This window comes from Thalassotalea piscium (assembly GCF_030295935.1).
In the GTDB taxonomy this organism is placed as follows: Bacteria; Pseudomonadota; Gammaproteobacteria; order Enterobacterales; family Alteromonadaceae; genus Thalassotalea_B; species Thalassotalea_B piscium.
Genome location: NZ_AP027362.1, coordinates 2,052,222 through 2,070,321 on the forward strand (window position 1 = coordinate 2,052,222; position 18,100 = coordinate 2,070,321).

Consider the following 18,100-nt stretch of genomic DNA (forward strand, 5'->3'; position numbering starts at 1 on the left):
CTAAAGATCAAAGAGTGCTTTATCAATAAGCTTTAACGCTAAAGCTCTATTTTTAGCAATAGTTTCTAATGGTAATTTATCAGCTTTGAACGAACCCCATGATGCAACTAACTTTGATGGAGCAACATCAGATCGCACTGGGTATTCCATGTTTATTTCAGCATAAAGTTGTTGAGCAGGTTTTGAGACTAAAAATGCCATTAATGCTTTAGCATTGTTAACATTCGGAGAGTGTTTAGCTAATGCCATTCCAGAAACATTGACATGGGCACCACGATCACTTTGATTTGGGAAGTTAATGTTAACCGCGTCTGTCCAGGCCTTCTGATTTTCGTCTTTTAACATTTGGCCAAAGTAGTAACTATTACCAAGCGCTATATCACAAAGGTTTTGATGTATTGCTTGTACTTGATTACGATCACCACCTTGTGGCTTGCGCGCTAGGTTTGCTTTAAATTTTTCTAACCATTGTTGCGTATATGCTTCACCATGCTCTGCTATCATTGAAGCAACTAACGCTACGTTATAGGCATGTTTTCCACTTCTAGTACAAATACGACCTTTATATTTAGGATCGGCTAAATCTTCATAATTGATGGCGATGTCACCTAGCCGTTTTGAAGAATAAATATTACGAACGCGAGTAGTTAATGCAAACCATGTATGATCTGAAGAACGATATTGAGAAGGTATTGCTTGCGATAATACCTCTGAGTTATTGACCTGAATAAGATCGCGGTCTTTTAACTCTATTAAACGGCTAATATCTGTTGTTAATAAAATATCTGCGGGGCTATATTTACCTTCTCTTGCAAGCCTTTCCGACATGCCCTTTTTCGAAAATACAACATTAACTTTAATGCCTGTATCATCGGTAAACTGATCAAATAAGGGTTTTACTAAAAACGGTTGTCTGTAAGAATATACATTAACCTCGTCTGAATTGGCATTTACATTAAAAGAAAATATTAAAGACAGTAATAATGCGTTAACAATATGAATATTGCTAACAATTTTTGTCGCTTGTAAAGACATATATATACTCGTTAGATTTGTTAAAATGCTGGTTTGGAACCAATACAGACTGCATTACCTGAAAAACTATTAGTTAGAATCGCAATGATTTTAATCAACAAACGTGACTCAGTCAACAATAAAGACAAAGTTAATAGTAATCATTATCATTTGTATTGCTTTTATCATTTGTTGCAATTAAAATAATTTATACCTATCTACTTATCAGTAAAATTATCTGGACATCTATGAAATTAAATAAACAACTTTGTTTACTTTCCGGCTTTGCATTTTTGCTAAATGCTAATCTATCAATAGCGAGTGATGGCAAAGCAACTGAAAGAAAACTAGCTGAACAAATACAACACATTGAGTTACAACTAGAACAACTAAAGTCTTCGCAAAAACTAACTACACCGACAGAAGTTTCTACAAAAAATTGGCAAATAAACTCCTACGGCAGCCTTGTCTATAAGAGTGAAAATTTCTTCAGGAATACACAAGACATTAACCCCAAAAGGCGGGCAAAAACAGATTTAGAACGCGTAGTTTTTGAGTTTGTGTATAACTTCGATCCTACGTGGGAAGTAGAAATAGAATTAGAATATGAACATGGTGGTGTAGGTGCCGCTCTTGAATACGATGGTTTTGAAGAGTTTGGTGAATTTGAAAGTGAAATTGAGGCGGGTGGCGAAATTATAGTAGAAAAGCTTCAAGCAAAATACACGCATAATAAATACTTAGCTATAAAATTAGGTCATATTTTTGTGCCAGTGGGGTTAGGTACAAACTTACATAAACCCTCACAATACTTTACAGCTCAACGCCATTGGAGTGAAGCCTCTATGCTGCCCCAAGTCTGGCATGAAACGGGCGTAAACGTTATTACCAAGTGGCAAAACTTTACTGCCCAAACTTTAATTACTACAGGCTTAAATTCAGAATTTTTTAGAACATATAATTGGGTATCTACTGGTCATCAAAGACGTTTTGAAAGTGTAAATGCAGATGATCTAGCTTTTACCTTAAGACTAGATTATGGCGACATTAAAAATGGTACAGGCATTGGTATTAGTTACTATAACGGCGATACCTCAGGCAATAGAAATAACACTAACAAAATTGATGCAGATGGTAACTTAAGTATTATTGGTTTAAGTGGGGCGTGGCGACAAGGGAATTGGACAGCTATTGGACAATATCTCTATGGCGAATTAGAAGACAGTCAAGCAATAACACTAGCGAATAAAACTACTCCAGGACTAAAACCAGGAAACTTTGCACAATTAGGCAGCGTTGCTGAGTCTGCTTTCGTAGAAGTTGCCTTTAACAGTCAACATATGTTCAATCTAAGCCACCCACTATACCTGTTTGGTGCTTATGAGTATGCAAACCCAGTTAAAGAAACAGAAAGCGGTAACGCTATGTCTCGCTTTGACACACAAGAGTACTCTTTTGGGTTAAATTACCTGCCAACTTCAAACTTAATATTTAAAGCACAGTTAGCAGAGCAAAACTACGCACAGCAAAATTTATCTAATACCCACTCTTTCAGCCTATCTTTTGGCTACTACTTTTCAATTTAATCATTTTTAGGAAGAAATATGATATTTAATAAAACACTAATCGCCCTTACTTGTGGTGCAATTTTAATAGCCGGTTGTGGCGGCAGCAGCAACGGCTCATCAGAAGTTGTTATTCCTGACGAAACACCTACAACAGGGTTTAGCTTTGAAGCTACCGAGATGATCACTAACATCACTAAAGATGTTATTGTTGCTGGCTACCAAAACTTAAATAATAAAGCTGAAACATTTCACTTAGCAACTCTCACGCTACTTAATACACCCACAGCCGAAAATTTAGCTATTACTAAACAAGCTTGGCAAGATGTACGTATTCCTTGGGAACAAGGTGAGGCGCATATTTTTGGACCGGTAGATGCACTTTCTATCGATCCTCACCTAGATACATGGCCACTTAATACCAACGACTTAGAAGCTTTATTAACGTCTGAATCAGGATTTAGCGCAGATAAAATACGTACTTGGAATGATGATGTGCAAGGTTTTCATACTATGGAGTTTTTACTCTTTGGTGATGGTGTAACTGACAACAGCATTAGCATTGATGAAATGACCGCTCTAGAACGTGAGTACTTAAGTGCAACCGCAGAAGTTTTTAGAGGTTATACACAAGCATTATACGATGCATGGACGGTAAGAGCTGATGCAAACGATGCTAACTCTGCTCCCTACCAAGAACTACTATTAACACCAAACAATGACGTTTATTCTTCTCAATTAGGTGTAATTCAAGAACTAATTAACGGCATGATCGGCATTATAGACGAAGTAGGCAATGGCAAAATAGCTGAACCTTTTGGCACCAGTATCAATACAACTGACACCTCTTTAGTTGAATCACAATACAGCTGGAACTCTCTTGCTGATTTTACCGATAATATACAAGGTGTGCAGAACGTTTATCGTGGCGAGTTTCCTAATCAAGCTGACAAAATAGGGATAATTGACTTCGTAAACGCCGCTGATTCAAACTTAGCAACACGAGTAGACGAAGAAATTATTACCGCAATTAATGCAATCAAAGCTATCGCTGGTAGTGATAACCTCCCTTTTAGACAAGCAATTAACAACGCCGATGCACGTATTAGAATTCAAGCATCTATTGATGCACTATCAAACTTACAAACATCACTAGAAGGCGAAGTTATTCCACTATTAAATCAATGGCAAGGCAAATAATATTGCTCTCTGGCTAAAACACCTAAAACTAGCCTTTAGGTGTTTTAGCCTTATCTTTTTAGCCCTGCATATTTAGCCAAATTATAAGTTTAGCCAAAACATAAGCAAAAACATAAGCAAAAACACTTTAATTAAAAGCCTGAGTAATAACCAAATGAACCGAGTAAAGCCTCTTCCACCTCAAAAAATAGCTAGCTATGCGTTAACTTTAGTATGTACATTATTAATAAATGGCTGTAATACAGCTGAAAAAAATAGCACCGATGATAATACCTCACCCCAGATATACCCTGATTATGCTTATATTAAAAATTTAGCCGACACGACTACCGCTCAAAATGTAAGTGACTCTGGCCATGGATTTTCAACCCCAATACCAACACTGACAGAAAATCAACTAACTCAACATTTAAACGGTGATACACACTTTGAAACATCGTTCACTACTGCCCCTAATAATGAGCATCCAGAATTGGACGGCTTAGGACCAGTATTTAATAATCAAAACTGCAATTCTTGTCACCAACGCGACGGTCGCCCATCTACTATCAGTTTAGCTGATGCACAGAGTAGAAAATTATTAGGCTCTGAGGCGGGTATATTTTTACGTATGAGTATAGAAGATGGCGAATGTAAAGAGCCACTCGCTAGCAATAACTTTTGTGCCAATACACCTGTAAACGGTTTTGGTTTACAACTTTTTCACCGTGGGGTACTTAAAGCACGAGAAAATTGGCAAGAAATGCCTTTTATCGGTCAAGCAAATGTTTACCTAGCTTATGAATATAAAACAATTACTTACAGTGACAATAAGCAAGTAACCCTAAAAAAGCCTGTTTTTACCATTGAACAGCCCCATGACGTTAGCAGCAATAACGTTCAAAACAGTGCAATTTTGCAAGCTAACGTTAATTTTAGCCCTAGAAATGGCATGCCTGTATTTGGTTTAGGTTTACTAGAACTAATACCCGAAAAAGATATTGTAGCACTAAGCGACGAACATGATTCTAATAACGATGGTATTTCAGGTCGTGCCAATTGGGTCTTCGATCCAATAAAAGCCAAAAGTGGCGAGCTAGTGCCTGTGTCATTAGGTCGGTTTGGTTGGAAAGCAAATACTCCAAGCGTTCGGGTGCAAGCATTAGGGGCATTACAAGGAGATATGGGAGTAACGAACCCATTATTTCCACAAGAAAGTATCGCTAACAGCGCCTTTCATCAGAGCTACCTTACACGTACAGGCTTTATTGATACAGGCACAGGTGTAGATGGCTTGCCAGAAGCAAGCCAAGAGTTTTCAGATGACGTAGTTTTTTATGCTGAAACTTTAGCTGTCCCTGCACGCCGTAATATTGAAGCGCCCAATGTTATGAAGGGTGCGCAATTATTCGAGCAAAGTCAATGTAGTTCATGCCACCATCCAGACTTTATAACAGCCACTGATAACGTAACACTTGGTGGTATTGCTGCGCCTGAAGCTCTAAAGGGCCAGCACATTTATCCTTTTACTGATATGTTATTACACGATATGGGTGAAGGGCTTGCTGATAACCGTCGCGACTATATGGCAACTGGAAAAGAATGGAAAACACGACCGTTATGGGGCATAGGCTTAACTAAAGCGGTAAACCCTGCGGCAGGTTTTTTACATGATGGACGTGCCGCAACCATAGAAGAGGCAATTTTATGGCATGGTGGCGAGGCAGAACAAAGTAAAAATAGCTTTATGGCATTAACTGAAACTGATAGAAACAGCCTTATTGCTTTTGTTAAATCTTTATAGATATTTAGTATTAAAGACTCTAATTTAAAGCACTTACACCTTTTTAAAAAGTGGTATAAGTGCTTATATTTTTTATTCGTTAAACTAAGACTTACTTATAAGTTAGACATCAAAAAGCCACCGGTGCATGATACTTGATTATCATCACCTTTTTAATTGTAGGTCGGCATTTATGCCGTCAAATAGCTATCCTTATATAGTGAGAGTAACTGATGGGCTTATCGGTAATTGTTCCTGCATTACCATACTACCGCCATCCTTGGCGGCAAAGTCCAACCTACAAATATGTACTTTTTCTTAAGGCCCAACCTATAAATACTTATTTGTCTACTTATATACCGATAATTAATCTTTATATCCCCAAGGGGTAACAGGTTGTTCCGTTGTTTTAGTTAAGTCAAAATCTACACGAAACTCTCTTCCTTCACGGGTAAGTCTGTAGGTAAACTTATCAGGATAAATATACATTTGCCAAGTATTAGTAATAGACTGAGCCATTTGTAAATTAACAAACAACTCTTTTGAATATTGATCCGCAGGAAACGATTGAACCTGTGCCCAACCGGCATCAACGGTATGACCGCCATACATAGTTGATTCATCATTACTTCCATCTTTATGTCTATGATCATGCTTTAAGCTCAAACCACTGCCCGTTTTTGTAATGATCCAAGTTCTAGATGCATCATCTCCGACATGAAATGGTATTTGTAACTCGGTATCTGAGCACTTTCTTACATGCATCACTAATTTACTCGTATTGAAGCTACTTGGTGGCGCATTGTCTACAGCAACTTTACCTTCAAAAGATTTGCCACAAAGTGATTTTAAATTATTAAAAAAAGCATCTTGACTGGGAATAGAAGCTAGCGGTGCAGGAGTGACTTGTGCCAGTAATTTTGTAGAAACAATAACTGAACTGATAACCGTTAGTTTTAATAAGCTTTTAATTTTATTCATAATATTTTATTTAATTCCAATAATTAACCGCCGTAAACCATAAGTGTAAATACTAACAAGGTCAAGTAAGGCTGGAGTATTAACAATCTAAATTAGGTTTATAATGGGATTAATGAAAGCGTAATGAATAGGAAAAACAAACATTCTTTGAAAGTTATCTAAAACACTATAGATAAAATAAAACTCAGATAAAGAAATATAAAAGATGGTACCCGGGGCCGGACTTGAACCGGCACACTCTTACAAGCGAGGGATTTTAAATCCCTTGTGTCTACCAATTCCACCACCCGGGCATAAGGGAAGTACTTTTTATAGTAGAGATTGGTTCCCTACTTTCATTTCAAATGAAATGAATTTGGAGCGGCTAACGAGACTCGAACTCGTGACATTCACGTTGGCAACGTGATGCTCTACCAGCTGAGCTACAGCCGCTTCGCATGCTTACACATTGTAAGACTTGTCTGGTTTACTACTCTCTACCTAAATAGAGAGATTGGAGCGGCTAACGAGACTCGAACTCGTGACATTCACGTTGGCAACGTGATGCTCTACCAGCTGAGCTACAGCCGCTTCATTTGCTTACACTATCGTAAGACTTTCACTCTCTGTGTACGCCACTACACACTCTATACAACCCAACCTGCAATAATGAAATGGTACCCGGGGCCGGACTTGAACCGGCACACTCTTACAAGCGAGGGATTTTAAATCCCTTGTGTCTACCAATTCCACCACCCGGGCATTATGGAGGCGGGTCCCGGAGTCGAACCGAGGTCCACGGATTTGCAATCCGCTGCATAGCCACTCTGCCAACCCGCCTTTTCAAAACTACGAGTTGAGTAGTATTCCTTTGGAATTTCTAATTAAAGAAAATTGGAGCGGCTAACGAGACTCGAACTCGTGACATTCACGTTGGCAACGTGATGCTCTACCAGCTGAGCTACAGCCGCTTCATCAATTGACTCCCTGTCAACTGGAACCGCATTCTACATTGATATTTTCATGAGTCAACAATTTAATTTCAATTTTATTTTAAGTGGTTAAAAAGCGGCTAAAACGGTGTTTTTTTAACTAAATCAACATTAAAACTTGACAAAAAACAACCAACTCCTTTATTTTTTTAGCCTTTTAATTCAGGCCAAGCGGCTTTGAAATAAATTAACATTGTCCAAAAACTCAAAATAGTGGCTATAAAATAAAACCCATAAGCAGCGAACATAAGTATTTGCTGAGGAAATTCAAATAAAATTAATGGAATATCGTACGTAGGTTGCCATATTAATCCCATAATACCTAACATTTGTGCAGCGGTTTTGTATTTACCAAGGGTTGAAACTGCAACTAAATCTCGTTTATCTCGCGATGACATAAACTCGCGTAAAGCGCTGATAAATATCTCACGTGAAATCATGATCATTGCAGGAATAGCTATCCACCAAGATTGATAGTCTTCAACTATCATGATTAACGCCGCTGCTACCATTAGCTTATCGGCAACCGGGTCGATAAAGGCCCCGAATGAAGAAGACTGATTAAGCTTTCTTGCTAGGTAGCCATCTAATGCATCACTTACCGCTGCTACCCAAAAAACAGCAAATGCACCAAAGTGGCTCCACGAAATAGGTAAGTAAAATACAATGATAAAAACAGGAATTAAAATAATTCGAAATAAGGTAATTTGATTTGGAATAGTCCACATAGGTTTCACATTTAGCTTTTATTAAAATTATTAATAGTAATTGCTCAAGTACTAACCAAGTAATGGTAATAAACAAACAATAGGACGTGCAGAGCTTATAAAGACTATTCTACACAATTAGCTGCTTACTTGTCATGCAGCGCATCATAAATAGTTTTGGCAAGCACAACACTAATACCTGGAACTTGTGATAATGTAGATATATCTGCTGCTAATACCTCTTGTATGCCCCCTAAATACTTTAACAATGCTTGCCGCTTTTTAGCCCCTATTCCTGGTATTGTTTCTAGTACAGACTTTTTACTGGCTTTTTGCCGCTTTGCTCTATGCCCTGCTATAGCAAAACGATGCGACTCATCTCTTATATGCTGAATAAGGTGAAGTGCTGGCGAAGTACTTGGTAACGAGAGAAGTTGATGACTACCTGCAAGAATAAGTGTTTCTAGCCCCGGTTTTCTAGATTCTCCTTTTGCAACACCAACTAATAAAGGGGTTGGCTCAATATTGAGCTGGCTAAACACCTGTTCAGCTCGACCTAGCTGGCCTTTTCCTCCATCAATAAAGATGATGTCTGGCATATTTTCCGTTGATGCTTTTTTGTAGCGTTTATTTAAAGCAAAATCCATTGCTGCATAATCATCACCGGGTGTAATGCCCACAACATTATAGCGTCGATAATCGCTTTTTAATGGGCCTTCCGTGTTAAAAACCACATTAGAAGCTACAGTTTGCTGGCCCATGGTATGACTAATATCAAAACATTCAATTCGATTAATTCCTTGAGGCAACTCAAATACTTCATTCAGCTCTCGAAAACGGGCTTGCATTGATTCTTTATGACTATTTTTTGTTAATAAGGCGTTTTGAGCATTAGTTTCTGCTAATTTCAAATACTGGGCTCTTTCTACTCTGACACGAGTTGATATCTTGACCTCATGACCCGCTTGCTTTTTAAGGAGTTCGACTAAGTCTTCTTTTGCAGCAAGCTCATGTTTAATTACTAACTCTTTTGGTATTTTAGCTGTATTTATATCGCTACCTAAATAATGCTGACAAATAAAAGCTTCTGCGATTTCATTTTCATTTGTTTTTTCAGGCACACTGGGGAAGTAGCTTTTACTACCTAGCACCTTCTGTTCACGGATAAATAATACATGAACACATGCTTGATTTTTATGGCAGTAAATACCAATAACATCCATATCAGAAGCAATACCGCTTACAAATTGTTGCTGCTGAACTTTTCTTAATGTGGTTATTTGATCGCGTAATTTTGCGGCTTTCTCAAAAGCAAGTTTATTGCTTGCAAGCTCCATTTGGCCAACTAGCACTTCTATTACTTGTGAGTTTTTACCTCGTAAAAAAAGTTTAGCAAGTTGAACTTGCTCGAGATAGTCGGTATCAGATATTTTATCAACACAAGGAGCAGAGCAGCGATTAAGCTGGTATTGTAGGCAAGGCCTGCTTCTTGCTCGGTAATAACTGTCTTCACACTGCCTTAACGGGAATAGTTTTTGCATTAAGCGTAAGCTCTCCCACACGGCTCCTACGGTTGGGTATGGACCAAAATACTCCCCTTTAACCTTTTTTCCTCCACGATGTAAGCCAAGCTTTGGGTGGCGGTGGTCTGTTATTAATAAGTAGGGATATGATTTATCATCGCGTAGTAAAATATTGTATTTAGGCTGGTACTTTTTAATAAAATTATTTTCTAATAATAATGCCTCACCTTCAGTGTGAGTGACAGTTACGTCTATGGCCGTAATTTGTTTGACCAGCGCTTTGGTTTTGTTGCTACCAACATCTTTACGAAAATAACTCGCTAACCGCTTTTTTAACTGCTTAGCCTTACCAACGTAAATAACAGTACGCTCACTGTTATACATTCGGTAAACACCCGGTTGATTGGTGACGGACGCAAGAAATGCATTATGATCGAAAGGCAATAATTCAGACAAGGTTATAATTTTTCGGTTTTTAACATTCCGTGACGAATAGCTAAATGAGTTAATTCAACGTCATTACCCACATTAAGCTTTTCGAACATTCTATATCGGTAACTGTTAATAGTTTTAGTGCTAAGTACTAATTGTTCTGAAATGTCAGGTACTCTTTCACCACGAGTGATCATTAACATTATTTGCAATTCACGCTCAGATAAACAATTGAATGGGTTTTCATCCGCAGACTTAAATTGACTTAGGGCCATTTGTTGTGCAATTTCAGGGGTTATATAGCGTTGCCCGCTATTGACCGCTCGAATCGCATTTACCATTTCATCAGAGCACGCACCTTTAGTTAGGTAGCCTGCAGCACCTATTTGCATCACTTTTGTTGGGATAGGGTCTTCACAATATACGGTTAATACAATAACTTTAATATCAGGAGAATATCTAATGATTTTTTTAGTCGCTTCTAAACCACCAATACCAGGCATATTCATATCCATAAGCACAACGTTAGGTTCAGTTTTTCGGCAAAACTGTACGGCTTCCTCTCCAGTTTTTGCCTCACCAATAACCTTAAGCCCTTTAACTTCGTCAAGTATTTTTTTTATACCTGTACGAACTAGCTCGTGATCATCAACTAACAGTACATTTATCAACGAAATTCACCTTATCAATTTTATTATATTTTGAATTCATGTGTAACCGCACAATAGAATATAGTTAAATATCGATTAACACAATCAGAAAAGCCTCACCTAAGTGTGAACTATAGCTTATTTTTAGTTAACCAATTATTTAATAGATTAATTTGCCCGTTTTTATAAGCAGCGTAAGTTAAACGTAGAGCATTGCTTAGAATAATTGAATCGGACCACTCCGTTTGTTCAGCAATTAATTGATAGCATTTTTTAGCTTCTGGTGATAAATACCCCCGTAGCTCCTGTTTACCTTTTAGTTTTTGCCGCTCTCTGTAACGTTTTTGTTTTTCTGCATTAGTAAATGCCCTTTTGGCCTCTTTGTCTTTGTTTTCATTGTTCATTTAGTATTTACTCCCGCCCCAAGATAAGTTACGCGTAACTAATTATAAGGAGTTATATCAAATAAATGAAGTTTTTTTTAAGAAAACTAACTGTTCGGAGTTGTTTAGTGTACAGGTGTTCGCTAAAGTAGCGCCTTAAAATTTATATTTAGTGGAATAACACTTACTATGACACAGAAAAACTCATTCTCTAAAGAAGAATTAATATTAGCTGGCACAACTGATTATTTTGGTGAAGGTAATAGTAAATTACCTGCAGATAATATGCTGATGATGGATCGTATCATTACAATTAATGATGACGGTGGCGAATATGGCAAAGGTGAAATTATTGCAGAATTAGATATTAGCCCTGATTTATGGTTTTTCGATTGTCACTTCAAGGGTGACCCCGTAATGCCTGGCTGTTTAGGCTTAGATGCTATGTGGCAACTCGTTGGCTTTTACTTAGCATGGTCAGGAGGGCCTGGTCATGGCAGAGCTTTAGGAGTTGGTGAAGTTAAGTTTACTGGTCAAATATTACCAACAGCAAAAAAAGTCACTTATACCATCACCTTAAAGCGTGTAATTAAGCGTAAATTATTTATGGGTATTGCCGATGGCACAGTATCAGTAGATGGTCGTGTAATATACACAGCTACTGACTTGAAGGTTGGGTTATTTACTGATACAAGTAAGTTTTAGTCAACAAATAGCCTACTGATAAAAAAAGCACTCATTGAGTGCTTTTTTATTAATTATGGTTTGTTTGATTAGCTCATTTACTTTTTACGAACAAGCGTCTACTAACGCCAGCAATTAATAAAGCAATTAATCCAATCGCACCTGTACCAGCGCCTTGACGCTCTACTTTTTCTTCTGTTTCAGTACAATCTTCTACACTACCACCAGCGATAGGTGCTAATTTTATTGCACGCAGTACATCTTCAAAAACTTGTGTGCCATTCTCATCATAATACAGTTCACCTTTTGCATCTCTAAGTGGAGCTTTGACTACTGCAGTTGCAGATATTTCGTTATTTTCATTAATAGAACGTGCTTCAATGATGGTATAACCGGAATCACAAGGTAAAAAAGTATTTAAGTCAGAGAATAGATCATTAGTAATGTCATATATAAAACCATGTCTACGTCTAGGGTTCTGACCTGTATCATTATGAGTTTCTACTTCGCCACTACCCACAATAAAATTATTTTCATTAATTGAGTATGCTGTACTAGACGAACCAGTAAAGAAATCAGTTGGAAACACCATTTTCATGTCGTCGACTGTGGTATCAACATAATAAAATTTTTGTCTTAAAGAACCATTGATATAAGTTTCAACATGCCCTGTTGCAATACCATTGTTGTTTATATCATTTGCACGAGAATTAAAGTGCTCTTTATGGTCGGCGGTAAAGTCTTTAACTTCACCATTTTTAAATACCACAGCATAGATATTACGCTGCTCTCTATCAGACGGGACTGTTACATCATCATTCCACCAGCCATGTGAATAGCCCACAGCAACACCATGAATATTTACAGCTTGAGCATAACTGACATATTCACGCGGGTCATCTTCGTGCGGTGTAACTAACTTGCCTAAGGCTTCAGATGTAACTATACCTGAGGCATCTAATTGCCATTTAAATGCTTCTGCATTGTACATCCCTTCTGAAATCTGCTGAATACATACTTCGATAGGTATTGTTAATAGCCTATCTGGATCAGCACACCCTCCATCTTCATTAGCAATAAAGTCTAGTGCTTCTTGATCAACACTAGTGCTTGCATAACCAACAGCAATGTTATTATCACTTATATCCAGAATTGCGGATTCGCCACCATAAGTTGCTTCTGGTGGCATAAGAGGAATGATTGTTTCGCCACTGTCTGGTGAATAATAACCTCTGTTGCTAAAATCTCTTACCCAATGGGTTACTGCTTCGCCATCTTCTTTGGTGAAAGCAATCGGCAAAAATGGCGCTGAAGCATTACCATATACCCAACCTTGATCGGTTATACCATTAACATAATCTGTCGTTGAGCGGGTATATACCTGTGTGTCAGTAACAAACTGATCAAATACTACAATTTCTTTCGTTTCGTTACCGTTGTTTATCATGGCAACTACGTTACCAATTTTTTGGAACAATGAATTACTCGAGTTACTTTGTAAATATTTAATTGTCCAGGCAAGGTCATTTGCTGTAGGATCCCCTGCTCGTAAAGACGCTTCGTCTTCAATATCTTTTAGGTCAAAAACAAGCTCATGGTTATTATTAGCGTAGGTAATAATATTGTTAAGCATAGCTTCTGTTAAGTACTGAAATTGAACAGGAAAATTATATATAGTTGTTCCTGCTATAACCATTTGTCCCGAATTGTTCTCTTGTTTGCCATAGGTGTACTCTAAAGAGGCAGCTTCGCCTTTATCAATCACTTGATAAGTTGCTGCTTGCGCTAAAGATAACCCGAATGCACTTGTTAAGCTAAGCGCTAACATCGATGTTGCAAATTTTTTCATGTAACTATAGTACTCTCATATACGTATTATGTTTCGTCTAATTCTTGCCATCTCGCATAACAAGACTCGAGTTTCGACTCCAATTCTTGCAGCTGGTTCAATATTTTTAAACTAGCATCGCTATCTTGATTAAAAAAGTCGGCTTGATTTACTTGCTCTTGTATTAATGCGATTTCAGTTTCTAATGCATCAATTTCACCAGGTAAACTTTCTAACTCTCTCATTTCTTTATAAGAAAGTTTACGCTGTGGTGCGACCGGTTTAGTCGTATTACTTATTTTCTCAGCTTTTTTAACTGGAAGATCTTCTTTTATTAATTTCCGTTGTTCTTCTTTTGATGCTAAATAAGCATCAACGTCGTCGTAGCCGCCAAAAATTTGGTTAATATAGCCACTACCATCAAAATATAAACATGAATTAACACAGTTATTAACAAAATCACGATCGTGGCTAACTAAAATAACGGTTCCTGAATAATTTGCAACGACTTCTTCCAATAACTCTAAAGTTTCTATGTCTAAATCATTAGTTGGTTCATCGAGAATAAGTAAATTACTCGGGCGCAAAAATAGTCGTGCCAGTAATAGTCGATTTTTCTCTCCACCTGATAGTGCTCTTACCGGTGTTCTTGCTCTTTTAGGACTAAAAAGAAAGTCTTGTAAGTATCCAAGTACATGGCGTGTTTTGCCATTAACGGTAATATCTTGTTTACCATCTGCTACTGTATCTTGTACCGTTTTTTTAGGATCTAGTTGCTCTCTATGCTGATCAAAATACGCTGTATCTAAATTAACACCTATGCGCAAAGTACCGCTAGTAGGTTGCAGTTGTTCCATTATTAACTTTATTAAAGTAGACTTTCCGGTGCCATTAGCACCAATTAACGCTAGTCGATCTCCACGCGTAATTAATAAATTAAGATCTTTAATCACGGATTTATCGTCAAAAGAAACACCCAAGTTTTCACATTCAAAGACTAACTTGCCAGAACGATCACCAGTTGAAATATTTATATCACCTTGGTGCTTAACTTCTCTGCGTTGTTGACGTTCAGCCCTTAACTTTTCTAGCGATCTTACCCTTCCTTCGTTGCGTGTTCTACGAGCTTTTATGCCTTGTCTTATCCACACCTCTTCTTCGGCAAGCTTTTTATCAAATAGTGCATTTTGGCTTGCTTCTACCTGTAAATCATGTTGTTTTTGTTCGATGTAAAGGTCGTAATCACCAGGGTAACTCGTTAACCTACCTCTGTCTAAATCAAGAATACGCGTTGATAACCCACGAATAAAGGCCCTATCATGACTAATGAATACAATAGTGCCACTAAAGTCTTTAAGAAATTGTTCCAGCCACAACACACTTTTTATGTCTAAATGGTTAGTTGGCTCATCAAGTAATAGCACATCAGGGTTAGATACTAATGCTTTAGCTAAAGCAAGCTTACGTAGCCACCCCCCTGATAACTCATTGACTCTTTTGTCTGCAGTTAATTCAAGCGTTGACAATACTCTTTCGATGCGTTGCTCATCATGCCAAGCATTAGCTTGATCTAACTGCTCTTGAACTTTTGATAACTTATTTAGATTACTTTCGCTAGGATCCTCTCCAATAATAGTAATCAGGTCATGGTAACGCTTGATCAGAGCAGCATTTTCTTTTACACCTTGGGCAACATAATCGAAGATAGAAAGATCACAAGACTCTGGCGGATCTTGCTGCAGCATTGCTAGCTGAACATTATTTGAAATAACAAGCTGGCCATCATCTAAATTCTGTTGACCTGTTAGCACTTTTAATAATGAAGATTTACCTGCACCATTTCTCCCTACTAAACATACACGCTCGCCCTGCTTTATTCGCAACTCGGCACTATCTAATATTTTATCTTCGCCAAACGCAAGTTCGCCTTCGGTAATTCTAATTAATTCCATTGTTACTCTAGTTTCTCTATATCTTGTTGGCTAAATGGCCAAAATAGTTTTGTGTGATCTGATAATCGTTCTAATACAGGAATATGAATGCCATATTGTTCAACTAAGCTTTCGTCCTCAACAATATCAACAACCTTAATACTGTTGATATCAAGCACCGTGCTACATAGTTCAATTGCTTGTTCACAGAGATGGCATCCTTCACTGCTGTATAAATGATAATGAGCTGTCATTTTATTTATTTCCGTGTAATTAACCAGCTATTGTGGATATGTTTGTTACGTAGAAAGTCTTTATCTCGCGTTAATTCAGTAATTGATTTAGCTTTGACTCCGAGTGTGTCCATTGCCTCAGCGTCGATTTTAAAGTTACGTTTATTATTGGTAAATATTAACTCGCCATTTTCTGCTAAACACTTTAACGCATCTGCAATTAACGATACGTGATCACGTTGAACGTCGAAACTATCCTCCATACGTTTAGAGTTAGAGAATGTCGGTGGGTCAACGAATATGATATCAAATTTTTGTTTACACTCTTTCAGCCACTTTAAACAGTCAGCTTGAATAAATGGGTATTTATGACCGGTTAAATTATTCAATTCAAAATTATCTTGGCCCCAGCTTAAATAGGTATTAGACATATCAACTGTAGTTACTGAACTTGCACCATGTAACGCAGCTTGAAGCGAAACAGAACCTGTATAAGCGAATAAATTCAGTAAAGACCTTCCTTTCGCTTTTTGAGCTACAATTTGTCGTGTTTTACGATGGTCTAAGAATAGGCCTGTATCTAAATAATCCCATAAATTAATTTTAAATTTTGCGCCATACTCTTTTAAAATAATAAATTGTTTACTTTTATTAAACTTTTCATATTGATTGCTCCCTTTTTGTTTTGAGCGTGTTTTCAATACGACTTTATCTGTTGGAACCTCAAGAATTTTTGGAGCAAAATAAAGCACTTCTTGTAAACGTTTAGCAACTTTACTCGTTTCAATATTTGCTGGGGCTGTATATTCTTGAATGACGATATATTCACCATAGACATCTATAGCAACATTATATTCAGGAATATCTGCATCGTATAAACGATAACATTCAATTTCTTCCTTTTTGAGCCAGTTTTTTAAATTTTTCTTATTTTTTAACAAGCGATTTGCAAAGTCAGAATTTTTTTGATCAAATTGAGGCGCATCTTTATCTTTTGCTTTTTGTAAATCATCAATATTGTAAAGAGCTAATTGACAGTCTATTGGACCATTTTTGAATTTATAGCGTTTAAAGCTAGCCAATTTTAACATCGTCAACAGTTCAGTGTTGCCAGTAAAAATAGCGACACACCACTGTTGAAATTCACGTTTAAGTGTTTGACCAAGTAAAACAAAGTTTTCAACGAGCTCTGGTAACTCACCAATACGCTCGCCATAGGGTGGGTTAAATAGCATGGTGCCACTCTCACCCAACTGGTTAGTTAGCGCATTAATATCTGCATGCTCAAAGGATATATGTTGCTCTACACCAGCATTTTTGGCATTCTGCTTAGCTGTTTTTAATACTCCTTCATCAATGTCTTTGCCTAATAGCGTTAAAGACAACGATGACAAGCCTTTAGTTGACGCAACTGAAGCTTTTGCAAGTTCTTCATTAAACAATTGTTCACTATGTTTTAACCAATACTCAAAACCCCATTGTTTACGATCGATTCCTGGTGCGTATTTAGCGGCCATAAAGCACGCTTCAATTAAAACTGTTCCTGAACCACACATAGGATCGAGTAAAGGTTTAGATATGTCATCTAACCAGCCAGATCGTTTAATAATAGCGGCAGCCAAGTGCTCTTTTAACGGTGCGGCACCTGAATGTTCTCGATACCCGCGTTGAAATAAACCACGACCTGAAAAATCGACATAAAAAACAACTTGTTGTCTTAATAACCGAGCTTGAAAGCGAATATGAGGATTGGTTTTATCTACTGATGGGCGATCAACGCCTTGGTTTCTAAAATGGTCAACTAAGGCATCTTTAACAGTAAGGCCACCAAATTGACTATTTCTGATCTCTTCACTTTTTCCAACAAAATCTATTGAAAAGGTGTTACTAGGATCAAACTGTTCACTCCAATTTATTGTAGATGCACTTTGATACAACTCATCTTTATTATTAGATACACCTTCACCAATTTTAATTAGAACACGCGTAGCAAAACGTGTGTATAAACAAACTTGATAGCCTAACGCTAGAGAAGCCGAAAAATAAACCCCTTCAGGTTTTTGAACAACTTCTTCAGCACCTAAAGTAGATATTTCTTCGGCAAGTAAAATTTCAATGCCGGGCGACGTTAACGCTAAAAATTGATGCACTATAAATCCCAATAAAGCTTTTATTTCATAATGGACGCGATTATAAACAAATAGCGCTTTGCTCGATAGCCATTTTGCAATTAACT

14 protein-coding genes and 6 tRNA genes are annotated in these 18,100 nt (G+C 37.4%); 4 read left to right on the top strand and 16 right to left on the bottom strand.

Translation table 11 applies throughout. The features are described from left to right. On the bottom strand, window positions 1-1,035 hold the full coding sequence (locus QUD79_RS08845) for an extracellular solute-binding protein (RefSeq protein ID WP_184424098.1): 1,035 nt from the start codon (window positions 1,033-1,035) through the stop codon (window positions 1-3). Window positions 1,036-1,262: 227 nt separating this feature from the next. On the opposite strand from QUD79_RS08845, the gene QUD79_RS08850 reads away from it, so the two are divergent. From QUD79_RS08850 to QUD79_RS08860, 3 genes are all read left to right on the top strand, one after another. Beyond that, window positions 1,263-2,600 carry a hypothetical protein gene (locus tag QUD79_RS08850; RefSeq protein WP_184424099.1) on the top strand — a complete coding sequence of 446 codons (1,338 nt, stop codon included), beginning with the start codon at window positions 1,263-1,265 and terminating at the stop codon, window positions 2,598-2,600. A gap of 18 nt (window positions 2,601-2,618) precedes the next feature. Further along, window positions 2,619-3,779, top strand: coding sequence for an imelysin family protein (locus QUD79_RS08855; protein WP_184424100.1), 1,161 nt, complete (start codon window positions 2,619-2,621; stop codon window positions 3,777-3,779). A gap of 154 nt (window positions 3,780-3,933) precedes the next feature. Beyond that, a complete protein-coding gene (locus QUD79_RS08860; protein ID WP_184424101.1) occupies window positions 3,934-5,562 on the top strand; it encodes a di-heme oxidoredictase family protein in 1,629 nt (542 codons plus the stop codon). Between the two features lie 345 nt (window positions 5,563-5,907). Here QUD79_RS08860 and QUD79_RS08865 read toward each other — a convergent pair whose 3' ends face one another. The 11 genes from QUD79_RS08865 to QUD79_RS08915 form a co-directional block, all read right to left on the bottom strand. Further along, the gene (locus QUD79_RS08865) at window positions 5,908-6,522 is read right to left on the bottom strand and encodes a hypothetical protein (RefSeq protein ID WP_184424102.1); all 615 of its coding nucleotides are present in this window, start codon (window positions 6,520-6,522) and stop codon (window positions 5,908-5,910) included. A gap of 206 nt (window positions 6,523-6,728) precedes the next feature. After that, a tRNA-Leu gene (locus QUD79_RS08870) sits at window positions 6,729-6,815 on the bottom strand. 63 nt (window positions 6,816-6,878) lie between these two features. Next, window positions 6,879-6,954: transfer RNA gene (locus tag QUD79_RS08875), tRNA-Gly, on the bottom strand. A gap of 62 nt (window positions 6,955-7,016) precedes the next feature. After that, window positions 7,017-7,092 (bottom strand) — tRNA-Gly (locus QUD79_RS08880). Between the two features lie 84 nt (window positions 7,093-7,176). Further along, window positions 7,177-7,263 (bottom strand) — tRNA-Leu (locus QUD79_RS08885). Window positions 7,264-7,267: 4 nt separating this feature from the next. Continuing rightward, window positions 7,268-7,341: transfer RNA gene (locus QUD79_RS08890), tRNA-Cys, on the bottom strand. 55 nt (window positions 7,342-7,396) lie between these two features. Continuing rightward, window positions 7,397-7,472: transfer RNA gene (locus QUD79_RS08895), tRNA-Gly, on the bottom strand. Between the two features lie 170 nt (window positions 7,473-7,642). Next, window positions 7,643-8,221: a CDP-diacylglycerol--glycerol-3-phosphate 3-phosphatidyltransferase gene (gene pgsA, locus QUD79_RS08900; protein ID WP_184424103.1), complete on the bottom strand. Its 579-nt coding sequence runs from the start codon at window positions 8,219-8,221 to the stop codon at window positions 7,643-7,645. Between the two features lie 125 nt (window positions 8,222-8,346). Next, a complete protein-coding gene (gene uvrC, locus QUD79_RS08905; protein ID WP_184424104.1) occupies window positions 8,347-10,179 on the bottom strand; it encodes an excinuclease ABC subunit UvrC in 1,833 nt (610 codons plus the stop codon). A gap of 2 nt (window positions 10,180-10,181) precedes the next feature. Continuing rightward, window positions 10,182-10,826 (bottom strand): UvrY/SirA/GacA family response regulator transcription factor, encoded by a 645-nt coding sequence (gene uvrY, locus QUD79_RS08910; RefSeq protein WP_184424105.1) that lies wholly within the window; start codon window positions 10,824-10,826, stop codon window positions 10,182-10,184. A 110-nt stretch (window positions 10,827-10,936) separates the two neighbouring features. After that, a complete protein-coding gene (locus QUD79_RS08915) occupies window positions 10,937-11,209 on the bottom strand; it encodes a hypothetical protein (protein ID WP_184424106.1) in 273 nt (90 codons plus the stop codon). 168 nt (window positions 11,210-11,377) lie between these two features. On the opposite strand from QUD79_RS08915, the gene fabA reads away from it, so the two are divergent. Further along, a complete protein-coding gene (gene fabA / locus QUD79_RS08920) occupies window positions 11,378-11,893 on the top strand; it encodes a bifunctional 3-hydroxydecanoyl-ACP dehydratase/trans-2-decenoyl-ACP isomerase (protein ID WP_184424107.1) in 516 nt (171 codons plus the stop codon). Window positions 11,894-11,966: 73 nt separating this feature from the next. Here the strand turns inward: fabA and QUD79_RS08925 are convergent, their stop codons facing one another. Genes QUD79_RS08925 through rlmKL form a run of 4 tightly spaced genes read right to left on the bottom strand, consistent with a single transcriptional unit; the run spans window position 11,967 to window position 18,014 of the window. Then, the gene (locus tag QUD79_RS08925) at window positions 11,967-13,721 is read right to left on the bottom strand and encodes a DUF3466 family protein (RefSeq protein ID WP_184424108.1); all 1,755 of its coding nucleotides are present in this window, start codon (window positions 13,719-13,721) and stop codon (window positions 11,967-11,969) included. A 26-nt stretch (window positions 13,722-13,747) separates the two neighbouring features. Next, the gene (uup, locus tag QUD79_RS08930) at window positions 13,748-15,652 is read right to left on the bottom strand and encodes an ATP-binding cassette ATPase Uup (protein ID WP_184424109.1); all 1,905 of its coding nucleotides are present in this window, start codon (window positions 15,650-15,652) and stop codon (window positions 13,748-13,750) included. Between the two features lie 2 nt (window positions 15,653-15,654). Further along, window positions 15,655-15,885 carry a glutaredoxin family protein gene (locus QUD79_RS08935; RefSeq protein WP_184424110.1) on the bottom strand — a complete coding sequence of 77 codons (231 nt, stop codon included), beginning with the start codon at window positions 15,883-15,885 and terminating at the stop codon, window positions 15,655-15,657. Between the two features lie 5 nt (window positions 15,886-15,890). After that, entirely contained in the window at window positions 15,891-18,014 is a 2,124-nt protein-coding gene (gene rlmKL, locus QUD79_RS08940; RefSeq protein ID WP_286287736.1) for a bifunctional 23S rRNA (guanine(2069)-N(7))-methyltransferase RlmK/23S rRNA (guanine(2445)-N(2))-methyltransferase RlmL, read from the bottom strand. Between the last annotated feature and the right edge of the window lie 86 nt (window positions 18,015-18,100).